Source organism: Rhizobium lusitanum (assembly GCF_014189535.1).
GTDB lineage: Bacteria > Pseudomonadota > Alphaproteobacteria > Rhizobiales > Rhizobiaceae > Rhizobium > Rhizobium lusitanum_C.
On sequence record NZ_CP050307.1, the window covers coordinates 1,895,300 to 1,916,676 of the forward strand.

General features: G+C 61.2%; 19 protein-coding genes and 1 riboswitch. Of the genes, 14 read left to right on the forward strand and 5 right to left on the reverse strand.

The annotated features are described in order from the left end of the window. The first annotated feature begins 206 nt into the window (after positions 1-206). Together HB780_RS11765 and HB780_RS11770 are read left to right on the forward strand one after the other, a co-directional pair. A complete protein-coding gene (locus HB780_RS11765; RefSeq protein WP_183687911.1) occupies positions 207-1,445 on the forward strand; it encodes an adenylate/guanylate cyclase domain-containing protein in 1,239 nt (412 codons plus the stop codon). A gap of 265 nt (positions 1,446-1,710) precedes the next feature. Beyond that, a complete protein-coding gene (locus HB780_RS11770; protein WP_183687913.1) occupies positions 1,711-2,235 on the forward strand; it encodes a DUF992 domain-containing protein in 525 nt (174 codons plus the stop codon). Positions 2,236-2,373: 138 nt separating this feature from the next. On the opposite strand, the gene HB780_RS11775 is transcribed toward HB780_RS11770, so the two are convergent. Then, positions 2,374-3,495 (reverse strand): aminotransferase, encoded by a 1,122-nt coding sequence (locus HB780_RS11775; protein ID WP_183687915.1) that lies wholly within the window; start codon positions 3,493-3,495, stop codon positions 2,374-2,376. Positions 3,496-3,614: 119 nt separating this feature from the next. Here HB780_RS11775 and HB780_RS11780 point away from each other — a divergent pair, with 119 nt between their 5' ends. Continuing rightward, the gene (locus tag HB780_RS11780; RefSeq protein WP_183687917.1) at positions 3,615-4,184 is read left to right on the forward strand and encodes a helix-turn-helix domain-containing protein; all 570 of its coding nucleotides are present in this window, start codon (positions 3,615-3,617) and stop codon (positions 4,182-4,184) included. Positions 4,185-4,223: 39 nt separating this feature from the next. Here HB780_RS11780 and eutC read toward each other — a convergent pair whose 3' ends face one another. From eutC to HB780_RS11795, 3 genes are all read right to left on the reverse strand, one after another. Continuing rightward, on the reverse strand, positions 4,224-4,997 hold the full coding sequence (eutC, locus tag HB780_RS11785; protein ID WP_183687919.1) for an ethanolamine ammonia-lyase subunit EutC: 774 nt from the start codon (positions 4,995-4,997) through the stop codon (positions 4,224-4,226). 1 nt (position 4,998) lies between these two features. Then, the gene (locus HB780_RS11790; protein WP_183687921.1) at positions 4,999-6,390 is read right to left on the reverse strand and encodes an ethanolamine ammonia-lyase subunit EutB; all 1,392 of its coding nucleotides are present in this window, start codon (positions 6,388-6,390) and stop codon (positions 4,999-5,001) included. Positions 6,391-6,686: 296 nt separating this feature from the next. After that, on the reverse strand, positions 6,687-7,124 hold the full coding sequence (locus HB780_RS11795; protein WP_153363119.1) for an Lrp/AsnC family transcriptional regulator: 438 nt from the start codon (positions 7,122-7,124) through the stop codon (positions 6,687-6,689). Between the two features lie 146 nt (positions 7,125-7,270). Here HB780_RS11795 and HB780_RS11800 point away from each other — a divergent pair, with 146 nt between their 5' ends. Beyond that, positions 7,271-8,320, forward strand: coding sequence for an ornithine cyclodeaminase (locus HB780_RS11800; RefSeq protein ID WP_183687923.1), 1,050 nt, complete (start codon positions 7,271-7,273; stop codon positions 8,318-8,320). 3 nt (positions 8,321-8,323) lie between these two features. Here HB780_RS11800 and HB780_RS11805 read toward each other — a convergent pair whose 3' ends face one another. Continuing rightward, positions 8,324-9,118 carry an aldolase gene (locus HB780_RS11805; RefSeq protein WP_183687924.1) on the reverse strand — a complete coding sequence of 265 codons (795 nt, stop codon included), beginning with the start codon at positions 9,116-9,118 and terminating at the stop codon, positions 8,324-8,326. A 436-nt stretch (positions 9,119-9,554) separates the two neighbouring features. On the opposite strand from HB780_RS11805, the gene HB780_RS11810 reads away from it, so the two are divergent. The 10 genes from HB780_RS11810 to HB780_RS11855 all read left to right on the forward strand — a co-directional run bounded on the left by HB780_RS11810 (position 9,555) and on the right by HB780_RS11855 (position 21,376). Beyond that, positions 9,555-9,797, forward strand: coding sequence for a DUF4167 domain-containing protein (locus HB780_RS11810; RefSeq protein WP_183687926.1), 243 nt, complete (start codon positions 9,555-9,557; stop codon positions 9,795-9,797). After that, a complete protein-coding gene (locus tag HB780_RS11815; RefSeq protein WP_183687928.1) occupies positions 9,794-10,819 on the forward strand; it encodes a fatty acid desaturase in 1,026 nt (341 codons plus the stop codon). The genes HB780_RS11810 and HB780_RS11815 overlap by 4 nt, the downstream gene beginning before the upstream one ends. A gap of 182 nt (positions 10,820-11,001) precedes the next feature. Continuing rightward, positions 11,002-11,112, forward strand: a riboswitch (guanidine-I (ykkC/yxkD leader). A gap of 75 nt (positions 11,113-11,187) precedes the next feature. Next, a complete protein-coding gene (locus HB780_RS11820) occupies positions 11,188-12,261 on the forward strand; it encodes a putative urea ABC transporter substrate-binding protein (RefSeq protein ID WP_183687929.1) in 1,074 nt (357 codons plus the stop codon). A gap of 66 nt (positions 12,262-12,327) precedes the next feature. Next, on the forward strand, positions 12,328-13,146 hold the full coding sequence (locus HB780_RS11825; RefSeq protein ID WP_183687931.1) for an ABC transporter permease: 819 nt from the start codon (positions 12,328-12,330) through the stop codon (positions 13,144-13,146). Further along, entirely contained in the window at positions 13,143-13,970 is an 828-nt protein-coding gene (locus HB780_RS11830) for an ABC transporter ATP-binding protein (RefSeq protein ID WP_183687933.1), read from the forward strand. The genes HB780_RS11825 and HB780_RS11830 overlap by 4 nt, the downstream gene beginning before the upstream one ends. After that, positions 13,967-14,785: an urea amidolyase associated protein UAAP1 gene (locus HB780_RS11835; RefSeq protein ID WP_183687934.1), complete on the forward strand. Its 819-nt coding sequence runs from the start codon at positions 13,967-13,969 to the stop codon at positions 14,783-14,785. The genes HB780_RS11830 and HB780_RS11835 overlap by 4 nt, the downstream gene beginning before the upstream one ends. A 14-nt stretch (positions 14,786-14,799) precedes the next feature. Next, positions 14,800-15,450: an urea amidolyase associated protein UAAP2 gene (locus HB780_RS11840; RefSeq protein WP_183687936.1), complete on the forward strand. Its 651-nt coding sequence runs from the start codon at positions 14,800-14,802 to the stop codon at positions 15,448-15,450. 1 nt (position 15,451) lies between these two features. Then, positions 15,452-18,988 carry an urea carboxylase gene (gene uca, locus HB780_RS11845; RefSeq protein ID WP_183687938.1) on the forward strand — a complete coding sequence of 1,179 codons (3,537 nt, stop codon included), beginning with the start codon at positions 15,452-15,454 and terminating at the stop codon, positions 18,986-18,988. Further along, the gene (atzF, locus tag HB780_RS11850; protein WP_183687940.1) at positions 18,988-20,802 is read left to right on the forward strand and encodes an allophanate hydrolase; all 1,815 of its coding nucleotides are present in this window, start codon (positions 18,988-18,990) and stop codon (positions 20,800-20,802) included. The genes uca and atzF overlap by 1 nt, the downstream gene beginning before the upstream one ends. A gap of 340 nt (positions 20,803-21,142) precedes the next feature. After that, positions 21,143-21,376, forward strand: coding sequence for a hypothetical protein (locus HB780_RS11855; protein WP_183687941.1), 234 nt, complete (start codon positions 21,143-21,145; stop codon positions 21,374-21,376). Position 21,377: the final 1 nt, after the last annotated feature.

Consider the following 21,377-nt stretch of genomic DNA (forward strand, 5'->3'; position numbering starts at 1 on the left):
CGCTGCAAGGCATGTGCGTATAGTCATCTTGCGCGAATGCCCGACATCGCGCCGGAGAAAAACGAAGCACCACTCGCCCGGCGATTTACAAAATGCGCAGCCGGGGCGATTGTCGTTCCTGCGAAGCGGCAATCGGCGTATATTCGCATTTCGGCTGTGAGCAATGTTGCGGCCGATACAGGCCAAGTATTTATGGGGTATGGGTAATGCAATTCTCATCGCAGGCGGCTGCCGACTCGCGTGACGAGCATGACGGCACATGGCCGACCAAGCGGAGCAAGATCCTCGACTGGTTGATCCAGGACACGCGCGAGCAACGTTTCATCGACAATATTCTCGTGGATCTCTGCGAGCGACTACGCGCCGCCGGTGTCCCCGTTGGGAGGGCGACGCTGCATTTCAGAACGCTGCATCCGCAATGGCTCGGCGCGCGCATCCTCTGGCGCACGGGGCTGGAGGAAGCCGATATCACCACGTTCAGCTATGGTGTCGAAAAGACGCCGCAGTTCCTGTCAAGCCCGATGAACGAGATCTTCAATGGCGCGCTCGAGGTCCGCCAGCAGCTCGAACAGCCGGGCGCGGATGGCTTCGCCTATGCTCTCTACGACGAAATGCGGGCCGAGGGGCTGACGGAGTACATCGCCTGGCCGATCTATCACACGCTCGGCAAGCGCCACATCGCCACCTTTGCTTCTGATGCACCGGGCGGTTTCACCGAAGAACATGTCACCTTCCTGAAGGACCTGCTGCCGGCCCTGACGCTGGTGACGGAGATCCGGTTGAAGAATATCCTGGCCCGCACGCTGCTGAACACTTATGTCGGGCCGCATGCCAGCGAACAAATTCTGGCCGGCGCCACCACCCGCGGCAGCGGCACCACCGTTGGCGCCGCCATCCTCATCTGCGATCTGCGCGACTTCACGACGATTTCGGACATGTGGCCGCGCGACGATGTTATCGAGCTTCTGAACGGCTATTTCGACGCGATGTCGGAGCCGATCGAAAAACACGGCGGCGAGATCCTCAAATTCATGGGTGACGGGCTGCTGGCGATTTTCCCGCTCAGCGATCCCGATGCCTGCGCCAATCTTCTCCAGGCGATCAACGAGGCAGCGGCAGCGGTCGCCGCGCTGAACGAGGAAAACAGCCGGATTGGTCGCGAAGTGCTGCGCTATGGCGTGGGCGTGCATGTCGGCGACGTCATGTACGGCAATATCGGCTCCCGAACCCGCCTCGATTTCACCGTGATCGGGCCGGCCGTCAACATCGCCTCGCGGCTGGAAACACTGACCAAGGAGGTCAAGCGGCCCGTTCTCCTGTCCAAGGCCTTTGTCGACATGGCTGGCTGCGGCAGCGAGATGGAAAGCCTCGGTGCCTTCCCCCTCAAGGGCCTTGGCGAGCGAGTCGACGTCTTTGCCCTTACGCCAGCGGCAAACCGCGGCTGAACGCATGATTGATCCGGCCACCAGAGGCCCGTTATCTTCAATCTTGCGTGATCAATGGCCATAATAAAGCCCGTCGCAAAACGTGAAGAGCCGGTGGGGATGACGTCGCTTGCAGGGATCCTTATATTATAAGCGGGATAAGTGTGATGGCCGCCTTATTTTCGTGGGATCCATCTGCGACGACAAACGTTAGTAAGAGCTGACCTAAAACGGCTCGATCAAAAGGGTGCTTGACACCCGGAATACTCTGACAAGGAGAAAACACATGAAAAAAATACTCACCCTGGCATTTTCCGCAGCATCTTTGATCGTCGCCGGCACGGCCGTAACGCGTGCTGCCGATCTGACGACGTCCTATCCGGAACAGGATCAGGATCAGCGCAACGGCGTAAAGATCGGCTACCTCGATTGCCAGATCGGCGGCGGTGTCGGCTATGTGCTCGGCTCTGCCAAGGAAGTCGATTGCACCTTCCATTCGACCGTCGGCAAGGAGCGCGTAGACCACTATAGTGGCGCGATCCGCAAGATGGGCGTCGACCTCGGCTTCACGACCCGCGGGCGCCTCGTCTGGGCCGTGTTCGCGCCGACCGCCGGCTATCACCATGGTTCGCTGAGCGGCCTTTATCAGGGCGCAACCGCCGAGGCGACCCTCGGCGTCGGCATCGGCACCAACATCCTGGTCGGCGGCACTTCCGGCTCGATCCACCTTCAGACGGTGAGCGTGACCGGCCAGCTCGGCCTCAACGTTGCCGCCACCGGCACCTCGGTGACGCTGACCTCGGTGGATTGATATCTGCCGCGGTTATCTCAACTTGCCTCTGGCCGCCCCAGTCCGAAAGACCGGGGCGGCCATATATTTTAAGTGGCGACGGATTCGTTCGCCGCAGCAACCAGCCGCCAGCCAGCGCGCCCTGGATCCAGCGGCCGCCTATTGCCACTCCGTCAGAAATTGCGAAAACCGCCTGAGACCCTCGCGCAGGATCGCCTCGCTGTTCGCGTAGCCGATGCGCAGATATCCCTCCATATCCATGGCACTGCCGGGCGTCAGCATGACACCGGTCCGTTCCAACAGCTTTATGCAGAAAGCTTCTGAAGACATCGGCAGATGATATTTGAGAAGCGCCGTCGTCCCGGACTTCGGCCTGACCCAGGAGATCAGCGGCTCGCTGTCGACCCATTCGGACAGGATAGCAAGGTTGGTCCGGGTGATGGCCTGGCTTCTGGCGAGAATCTTGTCACGGTTCTCAAGCGCGATGGCCGCGAAATGATCGTCCAGCATGCCAACGCTGATCGTATTGTAGTCACGGTGGATCGATACCGCATGGATCAGTTCACTCCGGGCGACGATCCAGCCGAGCCTCAGGCCCGCCAGCGAATAGGTCTTGGACATGCTGCCGGTGCTGATCCCCTTCTCGTAGAGATCGGCAATCGAGGCGGTCATGCCGTCTCCCTGCTGGTCGGTGCCGCGATAGACCTCATCGCAGAGGATCCACGCCCCGCAGATGCGCGCGATTTCAACGATCTTTTCGAGATAGGCGCGGTCCATTAGAGCGCCGGTCGGATTGTTCGGGTTGTTGAGGACGATCAGCTTCGTGCCCGGCGTCGCCATCAGCCGTAATTCCTGGAGATCCGGCAGGAAACCATTCGCCTCGGTGAGCTTGAGGATCTGCACGTCGGCGCCGTAACTTTCCGGAATGGAATAATGCTGTTGGTAGGTCGGTAGCACGGAAATGACCCGGTCGCCCGGCTCGACCAGGGTTTCGTGTACCAAGGCATTGGCGCCGATCGCGCCATGGGTCACGACGACATTCTCGACGGCCTGCTTTTCATAGAGGCCGGCAATCAGCCCCCTCAACCGAGCGCTGCCCTCGATCGCGCCATAGGTCAGCTTGAGCGGCAGCAGTTCCGCCAGGATCGTCTCCGTCTTCCCTGCCATCTCCAGCAGTTCGGCCACGGTCAGAGACTCGACGCAGGTCTCGGCGAGGTTCCATTCGCATGTCGTCTCATAGCGGTTCATCCATATTTCGACGCCAAAATCGCGGATCTTCATGTCCTGTTCCCTCCCTCGTATCTGCGGATCACGCGCACACCGCATCCGTCGCGATCCTGCCTTGGCAGACTCGTCGAAAGGCTGTTGAACGGCGATAGCAATTGGAATAGAACGACACTATGAGCAATATATTGCACAGTCAAGAACGTGGCGATGTTCTCGCGCATGTTTCCGGCAATTTGCGCCGGCTGCGAAAATCCGTGGGCCTCAGCCAGACGGCACTTGCCGAAGCGTCCGGCATTAGCCGGCGCATGATCATTGCTGTGGAAGCAGGCGATGCGAATATCAGCCTGTCCAGCCTCGACAAGCTGGCGGCGGCTCTCGGCGTCGATTTCGTCGACCTCGTGCGTGACCCGACGCGCGCATCGCGGGCCGATATCAACCAGGTGACGTGGCGTGGCAAAGACGGGGAAAGCCTGGCCGTGCTCCTGGGCTCGGCCCCGGCCTCCACCGAAGCCCAGATGTGGCTATGGGCACTCGGACCCGGCGACCGCTACGATGCCGAACCAGACCCGCAAGGGTGGCACGAAATGATCTATGTCACCGAAGGCGCATTGCGCCTCGAACTCTCCGGTGAGGCCAGCGATTACAAAGCAGGGACTTTTGCCGTTTACAGCACAGCTCAAAACTATTCCTACATCAATCCGGGCGAGACGCCGGTCCGCTTCGTGCGAAACGTGATCTCGTAATCCTTTTGTAAGCGCTCGACCGGCACCAGGGCACCGCGCTTACGCCGACACTTCCAGCTTCGCCACGGCATCTTTCAGCCCGACGCCGCTGATCCCGGTCATCCGCATGGCAATCACGAGGTCGGCAATCTGGTCGGCCGCCGCCGCAATAGGCAATCCGCCTTCGCGAATGTTGGAAACGCAGTTGCGACGAGAATCGGGCGTGTCCGACCGGGGAGAATAGGTGACATAAGCTCCAAGGCTATCGGCGGCGGAAAGGCCCGGTCGTTCGCCGATCAGCATGATCGCGGTCTTGACCGCAAGCGCCTCACCGATCGGATCAGACAAGGCGACCCGCGCCTGGCTGGCAATGACGACCGGCGCCAGTGAGAACCCATGCCGCCGCAGCCGATCGGCAAGTGCCCCGACTACGGCAGCGGCATTGATATCAACGGCGCTGGCGGAAAGGCCATCGGCAACGATGATGACAACATCGAAAGCTTCGTCGCGATGCCGGATCGCCTCCAGCCGCGCCACCGATGTGGCCGACAGCTTGCGGCCGAGATCGGGCCTGCGCACATATTGGCTCCGGTCTCCGGCAAGGCTCTCGACCAGGACGGCATCGAGCTCCAGATCCAGCAACTGCCGTTGCAAAGCTTCCTGATCGACCGACGACCAGACGGCTTCGCGTGCCCGCGCATGGTCGAGTAGAAAGGCTTGCGCCGCCTTTGTCGGCGCACCCGCGCCGAAACGACCGAGCGCGACGCGCGCATCCGTCATGTCCTTGAGATCGGCGATGCTGGCCGTGCGCGCATTGATGACGGAATTGGCCATGTCAGGCTCCAACAAGGTTTGAACTGGAGAAATAGTCGGTCAGCATCGCCGGCGCTCCGACCAGGGCACCCGCCCTATCGGTCAGCCCGATGTCGCAGAGCCAACGTTCGAATTCCGGCGCCGGCGCACGGTTCAGCGTTTCGCGGCAGTAAATGGCGTCGTGATGGGCAAGGGACTGATAGTTGAGCATGATGTCATCGGCGCCCGGCACCGTGATGACGAAGTTCACGTTGGCGGCGCACAGCAGCGTCAGGAGCGTATCCATGTCCTCCTGATCGGCGTCGGCATGATTGGTGTAACAGACGTCCACACCCATCGGCAGACCAAGAAGCTTGCCACAGAAATGGTCCTCGAGCCCCGCCCGGATGATCTGCTTGCCGTTGAAGAGATATTCCGGCCCGATGAAGCCGACGACCGTATTGATCAGCATCGGATCGAATTCGCGGGCAACCGCATAGGCCCGCACTTCCATCGTCTGCTGGTCGACGCCGAAATGCGCGTCGGCGGACAGAGCCGCCCCCTGCCCGGTCTCGAAATACATGACGTTGGCGCCGGGCATGCCGCGCTTCAGCGAACGGCCGGCTTCATAGGCTTCCTTCAGCAGCGAAAGATCGATGCCGAAACCGGCATTCGCCTTTTGTGAGCCGGCAACCGACTGGAAGACGAGATCGACCGGCGCGCCAGCTTCGATGGCCCTGATCGCCGTGGTCACATGCCCGAGACAGCATGTCTGCGTCGGGATCGCCAGCCGCTCGCGCAGCTCGTCGAGCAGGGAAACGATGCGGATATAGTCCTCGACGCTGTCGGTCGCCGGATTGACGCCGATCACCGCATCGCCCGACCCCATCAGCAATCCGTCTATGGCGGAGGCGGCAATCCCGCGGCTGTCGTCGGTCGGATGGTTCGGCTGGTTGCGCGTCGATAGCCGTCCGCGCAGGCCAATCGTGTTGCGGAAACGAGTGACGACTTCGCGCTTGGCCGCAACCGAGATCAGATCCTGCAACCGCATGATCTTCGACACCGCCGCCACCATCTCCGGCGTCACGCCATAGGTGACCGCCTCGAGCGCCCGCTGTCCAGTCTCAGGCTTCAAGAGCCACTCGCGGAATTCGCCAACCGTGAGAGACGAGATCGGTGCAAAGGCTGCCGCGTCGTGGCGCGCGGCAATCAGCGCCGACACCTCGTCATCGTCGGACGAGATCACTTCCTCGGCGAGAAATGCTTTCAGTGGCAGATCGGCCAGCGCCATTTGCGCGGCCAGACGCTCGACCGGGCCTGAGGCGGCGATGCCCGCAAGCTGATCACCGGAGCGCTCCGGCGTCGCCTTGGCGAGAAGATCCTTCAAATCGCCAAAGCGGAAGACCGTATTCTCGATCGTCGTCGTAAAAGGCATGGGGAGGCAAATCTATCGGTTAAGGAGAGCCCGGGCTTCATTGCGAAGCTTTTGGGCACTCCGAGTGGATCGTCAGTTCGGTCCCTCCCAACCGGCGATGCAGCCTCCCGTGCCGCGCCCCACCGATATCTATGCTACGTCATCATACGGCCAGAGGCCGATTTCAAGCACAATGTCTGCATGACAGGGCGTGAGCAAGCCGTATTATCGCAACCGCCGCCGAAACACCGCAGTTCAGCAAGTTCTAAAAGCCGCGTGAATGGCCCGGCATTGACCACCAGATCCGAGAAATCCGATCAAACGCTGCTCAGCAAAAGGCTCGTCTCGCTGTTGGCAACCCCATCGATCATGCGCACTTCGCGCAAAACGCGGTCGAAATCCGCAAGGCTCGCCGCGCGGATATTGGCGACGAGATCCCAGTTGCCGTTGGTCGTATGCAGGGCGGAAATCTCCGTCAGACCGCGCAGCCTGCGAATAACCTGTGTCGTCGATTTTCCGACAACCTCGATCATCATCACCGCATGCACGGCGCTCAGATCGTAATCCTCCCTCACCCGCACCGTGAAGCCGAGCAGCGTGCCCGTCTCCATCAGACGGTCCAGCCTGTTCTGCACGGTGCCGCGCGCAACGCCGAGCGCGTCGGAAAGCTTGGTCAGGGAGGCACGTCCGTCGGCGCGGAGATGACCGATGATGCGGCGGTCCAGATCATCGGGCGAATATTTCGCGACATTCATGCTTGCCACTCCAGGCTGATAAATTTGCACAATCTGACTGAACAAATTGTATAAGCAGCTACCGGAATTAGCACAGTTTTGCGCTTTCGGCCAACGCCTGGGAACGCTAGCCTTTCTCTAGCAGCCCAGCGCCAGAGGAATTCGTGATGTCGTCGCCCCTTCCATCGGAAAAAGCCTTCGTTCCCTTCGTGAGCGTCGAGAACATGATGCGGCTCGTCCACCATATCGGGCTGGAGACGCTGCTTGCCGAACTTACCGACGTCATCGAGGCTGATTTCCGCCGCTGGGAACTGTTCGACAAGACACCGCGTGTCGCCTCCCATTCCCGCGAGGGCGTGATCGAGCTGATGCCGACCTCGAACGGCGAGATCTACAGCTTCAAATATGTGAACGGCCATCCGAAGAACATGGCGCAGGGCCTGCAGACCGTCACCGCCTTCGGCCTGCTCGCGGAAGTCTCGACCGGCTATCCGGTGCTGTTGACGGAAATGACGCTGCTGACAGCACTTCGCACCGCCGCCACCTCGGCCATGGCAGCACGATACCTGGCGCCCAAGGGCGCGCGCACCATGGCGATGATCGGCAATGGCGCGCAGGCGGAGTTTCAGGCGCTCGCCATGAAAGCCGTATGCGGCATCGATCACATCAGGCTCTTCGATATCGATCCGCTGGCGACGGCAAAGACGGTGCGCAACCTCTCAGGCACCGGATTGACGGTCGTCTCCTGTACCTCGTCGCAATCCGCGATCGAAGGCGCCGACATCATCACCACCTGCACCGCCGACAAGCAATGTGCGACGATCCTCACCGACAACATGATCGGCGCCGGCGTCCATATCAACGCCATCGGCGGCGACTGCCCCGGCAAGACCGAACTGCATCGCGATATCCTGCTGCGCACCGACACCTTCGTCGAATATCCGCCACAGACACGCATCGAGGGCGAGATCCAGCAGATGGAACCGGACTACCCCGTCAGGGAACTGTGGAAGGTCATCACGGGGCAGGCGGAGGGGCGCCGCGATACCAGCCAGATTACCCTCTTCGACAGCGTCGGCTTCGCGGTCGAGGATTTCTCAGCGCTCCGCTATGTCCGCGACCGGCTTAAGGGCACAGGCTTCTACCAGGACCTCGACATCATCGCCGACCCCGACGATCCGCGCGATCTCTTCGGCATGCTGCAGCGGGCGAAATAGGTATCAATCTCGATAGTGTGGTGCTTCCACATCGAGCGTGCGCTTAATTGCCTCAAGGTGGAGACGAGCGGATTCCGGGTCACCCTCTCGCATCTGGCGGTAAGCCGCTTCCGCGATGGCGGGATCAACCGCAATAACCTCTCTTCCAGTCGAAAGGGCAAGCGTCTGAACCTGGCAAGCCCGCTCGAGATAATAGAGATCATCCCAGGCCTCGGCGATATTGGGAGCAAGCACCATGACCCCATGATGCTTCATGAAGACGATGTCCGCATCCCCGATCGTTGAGGCGATACGGTCGCCTTCCCGCTCATCCAGCGCCAGACCATTGTAGTTCCTGTCAAACGCAGTCCTGCCGTAGAATTTCAATGCCGTCTGCCCGGCGAAGATGAGCGGCTCTCCTTCTGTCATCGAGAGCGCGGTGGCGTAGGGCATGTGCGTGTGGAAAGCGACTTTGGCCCGCGGAACGTTCTTGTGGATACGGGCGTGGATATAGAACGCCGTCGCTTCCGGCTGACCGGTCCCTGAGACGACATTGCCATGGAAGTCGCAAATCAGCAGCATGGATGCCGTCAGCTCCCGAAAGGCATAGCCATAAGGATTGACGAGGAACAAGTCGTCATATCCCGGCACGACCGCAGAGAAATGATTGCAGATACCTTCCTCCAACCCATGTCTGGCAGCCATGCGGAAACAGGCTGCAAGATCGACGCGCGCCTGCCAGACTTCCTCGGAGTCGAGGGTCGGCTGATTTGGCCCTCCGGCACCGGGAGCGGTCTGGGTCTTGAGTGAATGCGCCATGGATAATCCTTCGATGAGACCGTCGTATTTCGGGTTGGGTTGACCGGTATTGATCCGTTGTCGGCGCTTTTTGTCAATGCAAACGCTCTCGTCATTGAACTTGAAACAGCCACATTGCAGCGGTATCGATTTAGTATCTCGAATGATTGAGTTGGCTGTCCGTGCTCCAAGAGAAGCACATAAGGTGATATGACATTTTAATCGCCACCGAATTTTCGATGCCGCTCTTCATCTCACAATCCCAAAATGAATGCAGCCGGGTTCGCTTGGTCGCTTACGGATCACATGAAGAACACTTCTGAATTGAAGATACCCACCGGATGCAGCCACGAAGTATTGCCGAGGGTCATCGCTGATCTGATTGATTGACGGCAATTCCATTGCCTCGCATCCCCACCTTTAGGAGCAGGTCGCATCGCCGGCTTGAAACACGCTCATGAATAGACCACAGTCCCGCAGTATCCACTCGAAAAGATCGGCAAATACCGATTTGCGTGGATCTGCCGACATGGCTCGAAGCGCAAAACAACGCTACGATCATTATATTGCGCTTGCCCGCGAAAAGGCGTTGGCGGGAGATTGCATCGAAGCCGAAAACTATTATCAGCATGCCGAACATTATTTCCGCAGCGCCGCAGCGCTTGCCCCGTCCGCACAGAAGGTAGACCAACCACAATGAATGCTACGTCCACCTTTGAGAACGCTGGCGACAAGGCTTGGCTCAAGGTTCTTTCGAAATATCGCAATCCGCACGCCGGGCGCAGCACATTCGAACTTGCAGTGACCGCCGTTCCGTTTGCCATCCTGTGGGCCGCCTCATGGGCGGCCGTTCACTATGGTGTCTGGTACGGCCTGATCTTGGTGATCCCCGCCGCCGCATTTCTGCTGCGGCTGTTCGCGATCCAGCATGATTGCGGTCACGGTTCCTTTTTCGCGCGCCGCCGCATCGATGACTGGACCGGACGCGCGATCGGGGTGCTGACCCTGACACCCTACGACTATTGGCGCCGGGCGCATGCGCAACATCACGCCACCGCCGGTAATCTCGACGAGCGCGGCATCGGCGATATCACGACCCTCACCGTTGCCGAATACAATGCGCAGTCCTGGTGGGGACGGCTAGGCTACAGGCTTTACCGGCATCCGCTGGTCCTGTTCGGCATCGGACCCATCTGGGTCTTCCTTTTGAAGCAGCGGCTGCCCTTTGGCATGATGCGCTCAGGCCCCGTTCCGTGGATATCGACCATGGCCACCAATCTCGCAGTCGCTGTCATTGCCGCGCTACTGATCTGGGCGGTCGGCGTCGTTCCATTTCTGCTGGTCCATCTTCCGATCGTCTTGTTGGCGGGCGCCGCCGGTGTCTGGCTCTTCTACATCCAGCACCAGTTCGAGGAAACGCATTGGTCGAAGCCGCCGGAGTGGAAGTTTCAACACGCCGCCATGCACGGCGCATCTCACTATGACCTGCCGCTGGTGCTGAGATGGCTTACCGGCAATATCGGCATTCATCATGTGCATCATCTGTCGAGCCGGGTGCCGTACTACCGCCTGCCTGAAGTGCTGCGCGACCATCCCGAGTTGGGAAATGTCAGCCGCATCACGCTTATGGACAGCCTGCGCTGCGTCAAACTTGTCCTTTGGGACGAAAAAACCAACCGGCTCGTTTCCTTCCGCGAGGCAAAACGCCAAAGCTCGGTTTGATTGGCCGACCTCTAGCGCCATCGGGTCTTTCGCAGTCACATACGTGCCTGCGAAAACCACCGATCGCCGCTCAAATATTGGGCAACTGCCATCAAGCGTGGGCAATCAAGGCTCCACTGGCGGATCACCTTCATAAAAATCAACAGCTTATAAATTGGCACACCCCTTGCTTCTGAAATAGCTGAGTTGGTGGCTAGGGTTCCGGCGCTTTAAAAAGCGTGCTGGTCCGAGAGCTGCCGCCGGTTGGGGGAGAAATCCCACCGGATGCACGGCGGGACAAAAGCCCGGGAGACCTCGTAAGCCAAGGGATTGGCGGCGCGATGGTCTTTGCCGATCCCTTTTTGATAAAAAGCAAAAGGGGAATTTCAATGCAAACTTTTTCGAAGCTTCTTTCCATCACTGCCTTGACCGCCTCGTTGATGCTGGGCGCTGGCTCTTCCGCCGATGCCGCGCAGAAGACCGAGTTCAAGGTTGCCTGGTCGATCTATGTCGGCTGGATGCCCTGGGGCTATGCCGCCGATCATGGCATCGTCAAGAAATGGGCCGACAAATACGGCATCAAAATCGACGTGACCCAGTTCAACGACTACGTCGAGTCGATGAACCAATATACGGCCGGCGCCTTCGATGCCGTGACACTCACCAACATGGACGGCCTTTCCATTCCGGCCGCCGGCGGCGTCGATACGACCGCCGTCATCGTCGGCGACTTTTCGAACGGCAATGACGCCGTCATCCTCAAGGACAAGGCTAGCCTTGCAGACATCAAGGGCCAGACCATCAACCTGGTCGAATATTCCGTCTCGCATTATCTGCTCGCCCGCGCACTGGAAAGCATCAAGCTCAGCGAGCGCGACGTGAAGGTGGTCAACACCTCCGACGCCGACATGGTCGCCGCCTACAAGACGCCGGACGTTTCCGCCGTTGTCACCTGGAACCCGCTGGTTTCCACCATCCTTGAGGATCCCACCGCCAAGAAGGTCTTCGACAGCTCGCAAGTGCCTGGCGAAATCATCGACCTGATGGTCGCCAATAGCACTGTGCTCAAGGACAATCCGAACTTCGGCAAGGCACTGGCCGGCATCTGGTATGAGACGGCGGCGCTCATGAAGGCAGACACGGCGGACGGCAAGGCCGCACGCGAGACGATGGGGGCGGCTTCCGGCACCGACATCAAGGGCTTCGAAGCGCAGATCGCCGCGACCAAGCTCTTCGACAAACCCGCCGACGCCGTTGCCTTCACAGCGTCGTCGAGCCTTCCGAAGACGATGGATCTCGTGCGCAACTTCCTCTTCCAGAAGGGGCTGCTGGGCAGTGGCGCGGCGTCGGCTGATGTCATCGGCATCGAGATGCCGGATGGCAAGGTCCTCGGCGACAGCGGCAACGTCAAGCTGCGCTTCACCGAGACCTACATGAAGGCGGCCGCTGACGGCGCGCTCTGAGCGAAGTTCGACCGGCGGCGTGGAAAAAACGCGCCGCCTCATTCCTTCATCAGCGGAGCTTTCCTCATGCGTTGGATCAACACCAAGCCGAGCCGGGGTGCGCAGTTTGCACTGATGCTGCTGCCCTTTGTCCTGATCGTCGTCGCCTATGTCTTCGGATCGACGGCGCGGCTGGCGGAAAACGCCAATGACAAGCTGCTGCCCAATCTCTCCGGCTTCGTCCAGGCGATCGACCGTATGGCCTTCATCGCCGATCAGCGCACCGGCGAGTACCTGCTCTGGTCGGACACCTGGGCAAGCTTGATCCGGCTTTTCGCCGGCCTTGGCATCTCCACGCTGACAGCCCTTTTGATCGGCATGCTTATCGGCATGCTGCCTTATCTCAGGGCGCTACTCGCCCCCTTCGTCGCCGTCATCTCCATGGTGCCGCCACTGGCGCTGCTGCCAATCCTCTTCATCGTCATGGGTCTCGGCGAGACCTCGAAGATCGCCCTGATCGTGATCGGCGTCGCACCGACGATGGTCCGCGACTTGGCGCTGAAGGCGCTGGAATTGCCGCGCGAGCAGATCGTCAAGGCCGAGACGCTTGGCGGTTCCTCCTGGCAGATCGCCCTGCGCGTCGTGCTGCCGCAGATCCTGCCGCGGCTGATCACCTGCCTCAGGCTGCAGCTCGGCCCCGCCTGGTTGTTCCTGATCGCGGCCGAGGCGATCTCGTCGGATTCAGGTCTCGGCTACCGCATCTTCCTCGTCCGCCGCTATCTCTCGATGGATATCATCTTTCCCTATGTCGTCTGGATCACACTGCTTGCCGTGCTGACGAACTACATCCTCGACCGCATCCGCATCGCCGTCTTTCCCTGGTCGGAACTGGAGAAGAGGGCATGAGCGAACTCAGGATCGAAAATGTCTGGAAGGAATATGGCGACCAGATCGTGCTCGAGGATATCTCGCTAACCGTCGCGTCGCGCGCCTTCGTTGCTCTTGTTGGCCCTTCCGGCTGCGGCAAGTCGACCTTCCTGCGTATGCTGCTCGGTCAGGAACAGCCAACCAGAGGGCAGATCCTGCTCGATGGCGAGCTTCTGCCGGCGGAACCTGGTCCTGATCGCGGCGTCGTCTTCCAGCGCTACTCCGTCTTTCCGCATCTGACCGTGCTCGGCAATGTGCTGCTCGGCAAGGAATTTTCCGGCGCGCGCCACAAGGCCAAGCTCTTCGGCGCGGCACGGCGCAACGCCATCGCCGAGGCGCGGCAATTGATCGGCGAAGTCGGCCTTGCCGGCGCGGAAGACAAATATCCGGCGCAACTTTCCGGCGGCATGCAGCAGCGCCTGGCGCTTGCCCAGGCGCTGATCATGAAACCGAAGGTGCTGCTGCTCGACGAGCCTTTCGGCGCGCTCGATCCGGGCATTCGCGCCGAAATCCACACGCTGATGAAACGTCTCTGGAATGAAACGCAGATGACCGTTGTCATGGTCACCCATGACATGCGCGAGGCCTTCACGCTTGCAAGCCGGGTCATCGCCTTCGAACGCCGCCGCGATCGGCCTGAGGAAAAGGAACGCTACGGCGCGACCATCACCAAGGATATTTCCATCTGGCCGCCGCGCCTTGCCGGTGAGCCATCGATCTTCAGCCCCGACCGGGACGGCCCGGTTGTTTCCCTGGGGCACCGCCGGGACGACCTGGCTTCGTCAGGAGACATTCAGCCATGACACATGTCAGACGTTCGCCGGAAGACATAGCCGCCAACCGCGCGCGCTACGAAGAGCATCAAAGAAAGGGGCTCGAATTCGCGCCCAAGGCACTGCCGGAAGCAAGCCTATTGCCGGCGCCTGAAATCGCGGCCGACAAGATCATCCATCGCGAAGTGATCCCGGGCGGCTGGTACTGGTCGACCCATATCAGGAAGAACGAAATATTCCGCGTCAGCCTCGATCATGGCTTCTCGACGGTCTCCCTCGTGGCCTGGAGCGCTGCCGACACCAGCGAGCGGCTGAACCTGCCCGATACGGTAAAGATGCAGTGGACCACCGCTCTCGGCAAGGGCCGGGTGATCTTCTCCGACATGGGCCGAGTGATGTTTTCGGTGACGGAAGATAGCTCCGGTGCCCATGACGGGCTGATGGGCGGCTCCACCTTCACGTCAAACGCAGCGAAATACGGAGACGGCACGCGCAATACCCGCGACAACCTGATCCTGCTGGCCACCAAGGCCGGGCTCGACAAGCGCGACATTCCGTCCGTGCTGGCGCTCTTTGCCCCGGTCCGCGTCGATCAGGACGGCGCGTTCCTATGGAAGCCAGAACTTCTGCATGGGCACGACTATGTCGAGCTGCGCGCCGAGATGGATATGATCCTCGGCTTTTCCAACTGCCCGCACCCGCTCGATCCGGACCCCGCCTATCGGCCAAACCCGGTGACCGTCACCCGCATGGCTGCGGCGAAGCTTGCCGACGACGACCTTTGCCGGACCGCGACCGCCGAGGCTGTACGCGGTTTTGAAAACAACACACTGGCGACGATGTGAGAGGGAGCAAGACCATGACTGATTTCATCCAGACAGCTCCGGGCCGCACACTCGAAAACACCATGCAGGATCACTTCATTGCCGCCGAGGCGCCGTTCTCGACCGTGATCCGGAGAGGCCAGACGGTCCGCATCGAAGACACATACGGCCAGCAGGCGATCGACACGCTGTTCTATAATGCCACGGATTTTTCCGAGCGATATTCCAACCAGGATACGATGCGCGAACAGGGCGCGGCCTATATCTCGACCGGCACGAAAGTTGTCTCCAACGAAGGCCGGGTGATGCTGACCATGACCGCCGACAGTTGCGGCCGGCACGACACCTCGGCCGGCGCCTGCTCCTGCGAGAGCAACACGGTACGCTTCGGTCACGGCACTAGATATCTCCACGCCTGCCGGGACAATTTCGTTCTCGAAGTCTCCAAACACGGCATGAACAAGCGCGACGTCGTTCCGAATATCAACTTCTTCATGAACGTGCCCATCGAACCCAGCGGCAAGATGACGATCGTCGACGGGATCTCCGCGCCGGGCGACTATGTCGAGCTGAAGGCGGAGATGGACGTGCTGCTGGTCATCTCCAATTGCCCGCAGATCAACAATCCCTGCAACGGTTTTGATCCGACACCGGTCCGGGTGCTGGTCTGGGATAGCGAGGCCTGACATGTTCAAGAAGGTTCTGATCGCAAACCGGGGTGAAATCGCCGTCCGGATCATCAAGACATTGCAGCGTATGGGCATCGCCTCCGTCGCCGTCTATTCCGATGCCGACCGCTTTTCCAAGGCGGTGCTGATGGCGGACGAGGCGGTAAGGCTTGGCCCGGCGCCCGCCTCCGAAAGCTATCTCGACGTCGATGCCGTCATCGCCGCCTGCAAGGCGACCGGCGCCGAAGCCGTGCATCCGGGCTATGGCTTCCTCTCGGAGAATATCGGCTTTGCGGAGCGGCTGGCGAAAGAGGGTATCGCCTTCATCGGCCCTACGCCCGGCAACATCGCCGCTTTCGGGCTGAAGCACACGGCCCGCGAACTGGCACGCGAAAGCGGCGTGCCGCTGCTGCCCGGCAGCGGACTACTGGAGACGAGCGACGCAGCACTCACCGCCGCTGCCGACATCGGCTATCCGGTGATGCTGAAATCGACGGCCGGCGGCGGCGGCATCGGCATGCAGCTCTGTGATGATCCCGAAAGCCTGAAAGCAGTCTTCGACAGCGTGCAGCGCACCGCGCGCGCAAGCTTCGGCGACGCGCGCGTCTATCTCGAACGCTTCGTCGCCAAGGCCCGCCATGTCGAAGTGCAGATCTTCGGCGACGGCCATGGCCGGGTGATCGCGCTTGGCGAACGCGACTGCTCGTTGCAGCGCCGGAACCAGAAGGTGATCGAGGAGACGCCGGCGCCGGGATTGTCGGACGCGGTCCGGGCCAGCCTGCATACCGCTGCCATCGCACTCGGTATCTCTGCTCACTACCAGTCGGCGGGAACGGTCGAATTCATCTACGATCCGGCACGCGAGGAATTCTACTTCCTCGAGGTCAATACCCGCCTGCAGGTCGAGCATCCGGTCACCGAAGCCGTCTTCGGCATCGATCTGGTCGAATGGATGATCCGCCAGGCCGCCGGCGAAGACGTGCTCACCGGCAAGGAGGCTCTCATTCCCAAGGGTGCCGCCATCGAGGCGCGCATCTATGCCGAAATGCCGCATGCAGGCTTCAGGCCGAGTGCTGGACTGCTGACCGAGGTCGTCTTTCCGGAAAACGTGCGTGTCGACGGCTGGATCGAGACGGGCACGGAGGTGAGCCCCTATTACGACCCGATGCTCGCCAAGCTGATCGTCAAGGCCGAGGATCGCGCTGGCGCGATCAAGGCGCTCGGCAAAGCGCTCGAAGACAGCGCAATTTCCGGGATCGAGACCAATCTTGATTATCTGAAAGCAATTGCGGCTTCCGATCTGCTGTCGAGCGGCAATGTGGCGACGACAGCGCTCAAGGATTTCACCTTCGTGCCCGATGTCGTCGAGGTGATCGCGCCGGGCGCCCAATCGAGCCTGCAGGAACTGCCGGGACGGCTGGGCCTCTGGCATGTCGGGGTGCCGCCAAGCGGGCCGATGGACGAGCGATCCTTCCGCCATGCCAACCGGCTGGTCGGGAACGCCGACGAGACGGCGGCGCTAGAGCTTACCGTCTCCGGCCCGATGCTGAAATTCTTCTCGGATGTGACGGTCGCCCTTGCCGGCGCGCAAATGCCGATGACGCTCGACAGCACGCCAGTTCCACACGACACGGCAATCCTCGTCAAGGCGGGCCAGACGCTTGCAATCGCGGCGATCGCCGGTGCCGGCCAGCGCGCCTATCTCGCCGTCGCCGGCGGATTTTCTGCACCGGAGGTGCTTGGCTCGCGCGCAACCTTCGGCCTGGGGCAATTCGGAGGCCATGCGACGGGAACGCTGCGCGCCGGACATGTGCTACGGCTTGCCCGCGCTCCGCAGCCGGCATCGAAGCCGGCTCATGAACCGGCCCTGCTCACGCGCAGTTGGGAGGTTGGTGTGCTCTATGGTCCGCACGGTGCTCCTGATTTCTTCCTGGAGAAAGATATCGAAACGCTGTTTGCGACCGAGTACGAGGTCCATTTCAACAGTGCCCGCACCGGCATACGCCTGATCGGCCCCGCGCCGAAATGGGCGCGCACCGATGGCGGCGAGGCGGGGCTTCATCCTTCCAACCTGCATGACAATGCCTATGCGGTCGGCGCAATCGACTTTACCGGCGACATGCCGATCATCCTCGGTCCCGACGGCCCGAGCCTCGGTGGCTTCGTCTGCCCGGCGGTGATTGCTCGCGACGAGCAATGGAAGATGGGCCAGTTCAAACCGGGCGACAAGATCCGCTTCCATGCGATGAAACGCGCCGAAGACCCAATCGCCGGGCCAGTGGTCAAGCGCATCGGCGTTGACGCCGGTGCCGCGATTATCGGAAGCAGCGATGCGGGACCTGTCCCCGTGGTCTATCGCCGCCAGGGCGACGACAATCTGCTGGTCGAATACGGGCCCATGCAGCTCGACATCGCGCTTCGCCTGCGCGTGCATCTCCTGATGCAGGCGGTCAAGGATGCGAAGCTTCCGGGGCTTGTCGATCTCACGCCCGGCATACGGTCGCTGCAGATCCATTATGACGGAACCGGCCTTACCCGCACGCGTCTTCTTGGCCTGCTCGCCGAGATCGAAGCTTCCCTGCCGCCGGCCCAAGCGGTGAAGGTCCCTAGCCGGATCGTACATCTACCGCTCTCCTGGAACGATCCCGATGCCGAGCTTGCGATGCGCAAATATCAGGAGCTCGTTCGCCCCAATGCGCCCTGGTGCCCGTCGAATATCGAGTTCATCCGCCGCATCAACGGCCTAGCCGACGAACAGGCGGTGCGCGACGTCGTCTTCGACGCCAGCTATCTCGTCCTCGGGCTCGGCGACGTCTATCTCGGCGCGCCGGTCGCCACACCGATGGATCCCCGGCATCGGCTGGTGACGACGAAGTACAATCCGGCCCGGACATGGACGCCGGAAAACGCCGTCGGCATCGGCGGCGCCTATATGTGCATCTACGGCATGGAAGGCCCCGGCGGCTATCAGCTCTTCGGCCGGACGATCCAGGTCTGGAACACCTGGCGCCAGACACCGGTCTTTTCCAAGGAAAAGCCATGGTTGCTCGACTTCTTCGACCAGATCCGCTTCTTCCCCGTCAGCCACGAGGAACTGACCGAGGCGCGCGCCGCCTTCCCGCATGGCGGCTATCCGATCCGAATCGAGGAGAGTGAATTCTCCTATGCGGCCTACGAGGCGGACCTTGCCGCTAACGCGGAAGCGATCGGCGCCTTCAAGTCGAGGCAGCAATTGGCTTTCGAAGCCGAACGCCAGCGCTGGAAGGATCTCGGCCTCGACAGTTTCGTCGTCGACGAGGGTACCGGTCCCGGGCTTGGGGGCGATATCCCCGAAGGCTGCTTCGGCGTCGAAAGCGCCGTGCCTGGCAACGTCTGGAAGATCCTCGTCGAAGAGGGCCAGCCGGTCGCGGCCGGCGAGACGCTCGCCATCATCGAATCCATGAAGATGGAAATCAATGTGACCGCCCATGCCGCCGGCCGCGTCCGCGATCTGCGTGCAGGCCCCGGCCGCAACGTCAAAGCCGGCGATGTCCTCGTCGTGCTGGAGGAAATCTGATGCTCCCTGCCATTCTCGATCTCACTTCGCTGCAATCCGCCTATGCATCCGGATTATCGCCCCTCGATCTCGTCGAGGAGGTGATTATCCGCCGCAAGGCGTCCGATGATCCGGCGATCTTCATTACGCCAACCCCGGACGATGATTTGCGCGCCGCCGCCAAGGAGCTAATTGTCCGGGCGCCCAATCCCAACAGCCTGCCGCTTTGGGGCATCCCCTTCGCGGTCAAGGACAATATCGATGTGGCGGGTCTGCCGACCACGGCCGCCTGCCCGGCCTTTGCCTATCACCCCGACAAGGACGCAACGGTGGTGGCCCGGCTGAGGGCCGCCGGCGCGCTGGTGATTGGCAAGACCAATCTCGACCAGTTCGCCACCGGCCTCAACGGCACACGCTCGCCGCATGGGGCGCCGCGCTCGGTCTTCGACAAGGATTATGTGTCGGGCGGCTCCAGCTCCGGCTCGGCGGTTGCCACAGCCTCGGGCCTGGCGAGCTTCGCGCTCGGCACCGACACGGCCGGTTCCGGCCGCGTGCCGGCGGCCTTCAACAATCTCGTCGGCATCAAGCCGACACCGGGACTGGTGCCGAATGTCGGCGTCGTGCCGGCGTGCCGCAGCGTCGACGTCGTCACCATTTTTGTAGCGACCGTCGGCGACGGGGTCGCGATCCGCAAGGTGATGGAAGGCTATGACGCCGCCGATCCGTTCTCACGCAAGGCGGCTCCCGCCCGCCTGCCCGCCTCGGGCCTGCGGATCGGCGTGCTCGACGGGGCCGAGCGGGAGTTCTTCGGCAACGAGCACGTCGAGGCTCTCTATGATGCCGCGATCAAAAGGGCGCGCTCCCTTGGCGCCACCATCGTTCCCTTCGACTATGCACCGTTCCGGCAGGCGGCCGAATTGCTCTACAACGGCCCCTGGGTCGCCGAACGACTGGCGGCGGTGAAGGATTTTCTCGCCACCAATGCCGGTGATTTCGATCCCACAGTACGCACCATCATCGAGGGCGCGAAAGCCTATGACGCGGTCGACGCCTTCGAGGGCAGATACAAGCTCGAAGCGTTGCGCCAGAAGACCGCGCAAGAATGGGAGAAGGCGGATATCCTGATGCTGCCGACCTCGCCGACCACCTATACGGTCGAAGAGATGACCGCCGATCCGATCGTGAAAAACGGCCATTTCGGCCGATACACCAACTTCGTCAACCTGCTCGATTGCGCGGCAATCGCCATCCCGGCCGGCTTCGACGCGGACGGCCACCTGCCGGCCGGCGTGACGCTGATCGGCCCGGCCTTTACCGATGATGCCCTCGCCCCCTTCGCCGACGCCATGCATCGGGTGCTCAATGCCGGAATGGGCAAGGACCGCGCGGCCGTGATCCCCGAGGCAAGCCGCGTGCCGCGTGCCGAGGACGGCTCGGTGCCGATCGTCGTCGTCGGGGCGCATCTGAGCGGCATGCCACTCAACCACGAGCTCACCTCTTCGGGCGGATACCAGCTGAAGACCTGCCGAACGGCGGGTGACTACCGCCTCTTCGCATTGCCGGGAACCGTCCCGCCCAAGCCGGGATTGCTGCGCGAGCCGGGCTTTTCCGGCAAGGGCGTGGAGGTCGAGGTCTGGGCGGTATCACCCGAAGCCTTCGGCCGCTTCGTCCAGAAAATCCCCGCGCCGCTCGGCATCGGCAAGGTTTCTCTGGATGACGGCACTGCGGTGTCGGGCTTTCTCTGCGAGGCCCATGCGCTCGCGGATGCGCTGGATATTACGGACTTCGGCGGCTGGCGGCACTATGTCCGCGCCAAAGCCGAGACAACCTCCTGAGAAAGGATCTGCGGGATGAAAGCATTCCTGGTGAAGACATTGCATGTCATTCTTGATGGGGTGATCGCCCGAACGCTCGTCATCGGGACGCCTCGTTCGCGAGATAGCAGTTCCCCACCCTCATCCGACGACTAGATTGCACCATCCGCCGGCGGAAATTTCCGCCGTCTTGCCCACACTCTCGGAGATATGCGAATTATTCAAGATGAGTTGTCCTGAATGTGGCCAAGAACTGACCGTCTGTGTCCAAGGCATGAGCCTTAATGTTACCTGCAACAATTGCGGATGGACTGTTGCGACGACCAATAGAGATCATGCCAGGTTTGACGAGGCAGCCTATATGGTGCGGCTGGATCGGGCCGATCGACTGCGCTCAAAGACGATCCTGGATGTTTCGATGGTTCTTGGAATTGGCGTCATTCAGGCTCGCCTGGTCGTCGATCAAGATTTGCCGATGGCCCAGGCTGTGACGGCAACATCTGCGATGCGATTACGCGACGCGTTCGTTAAGCGTGGTCTCCAGGTCGTCGTTGAACCGCCACTTCCCTGGAACCCGGACGGCACAGGCGCATAGC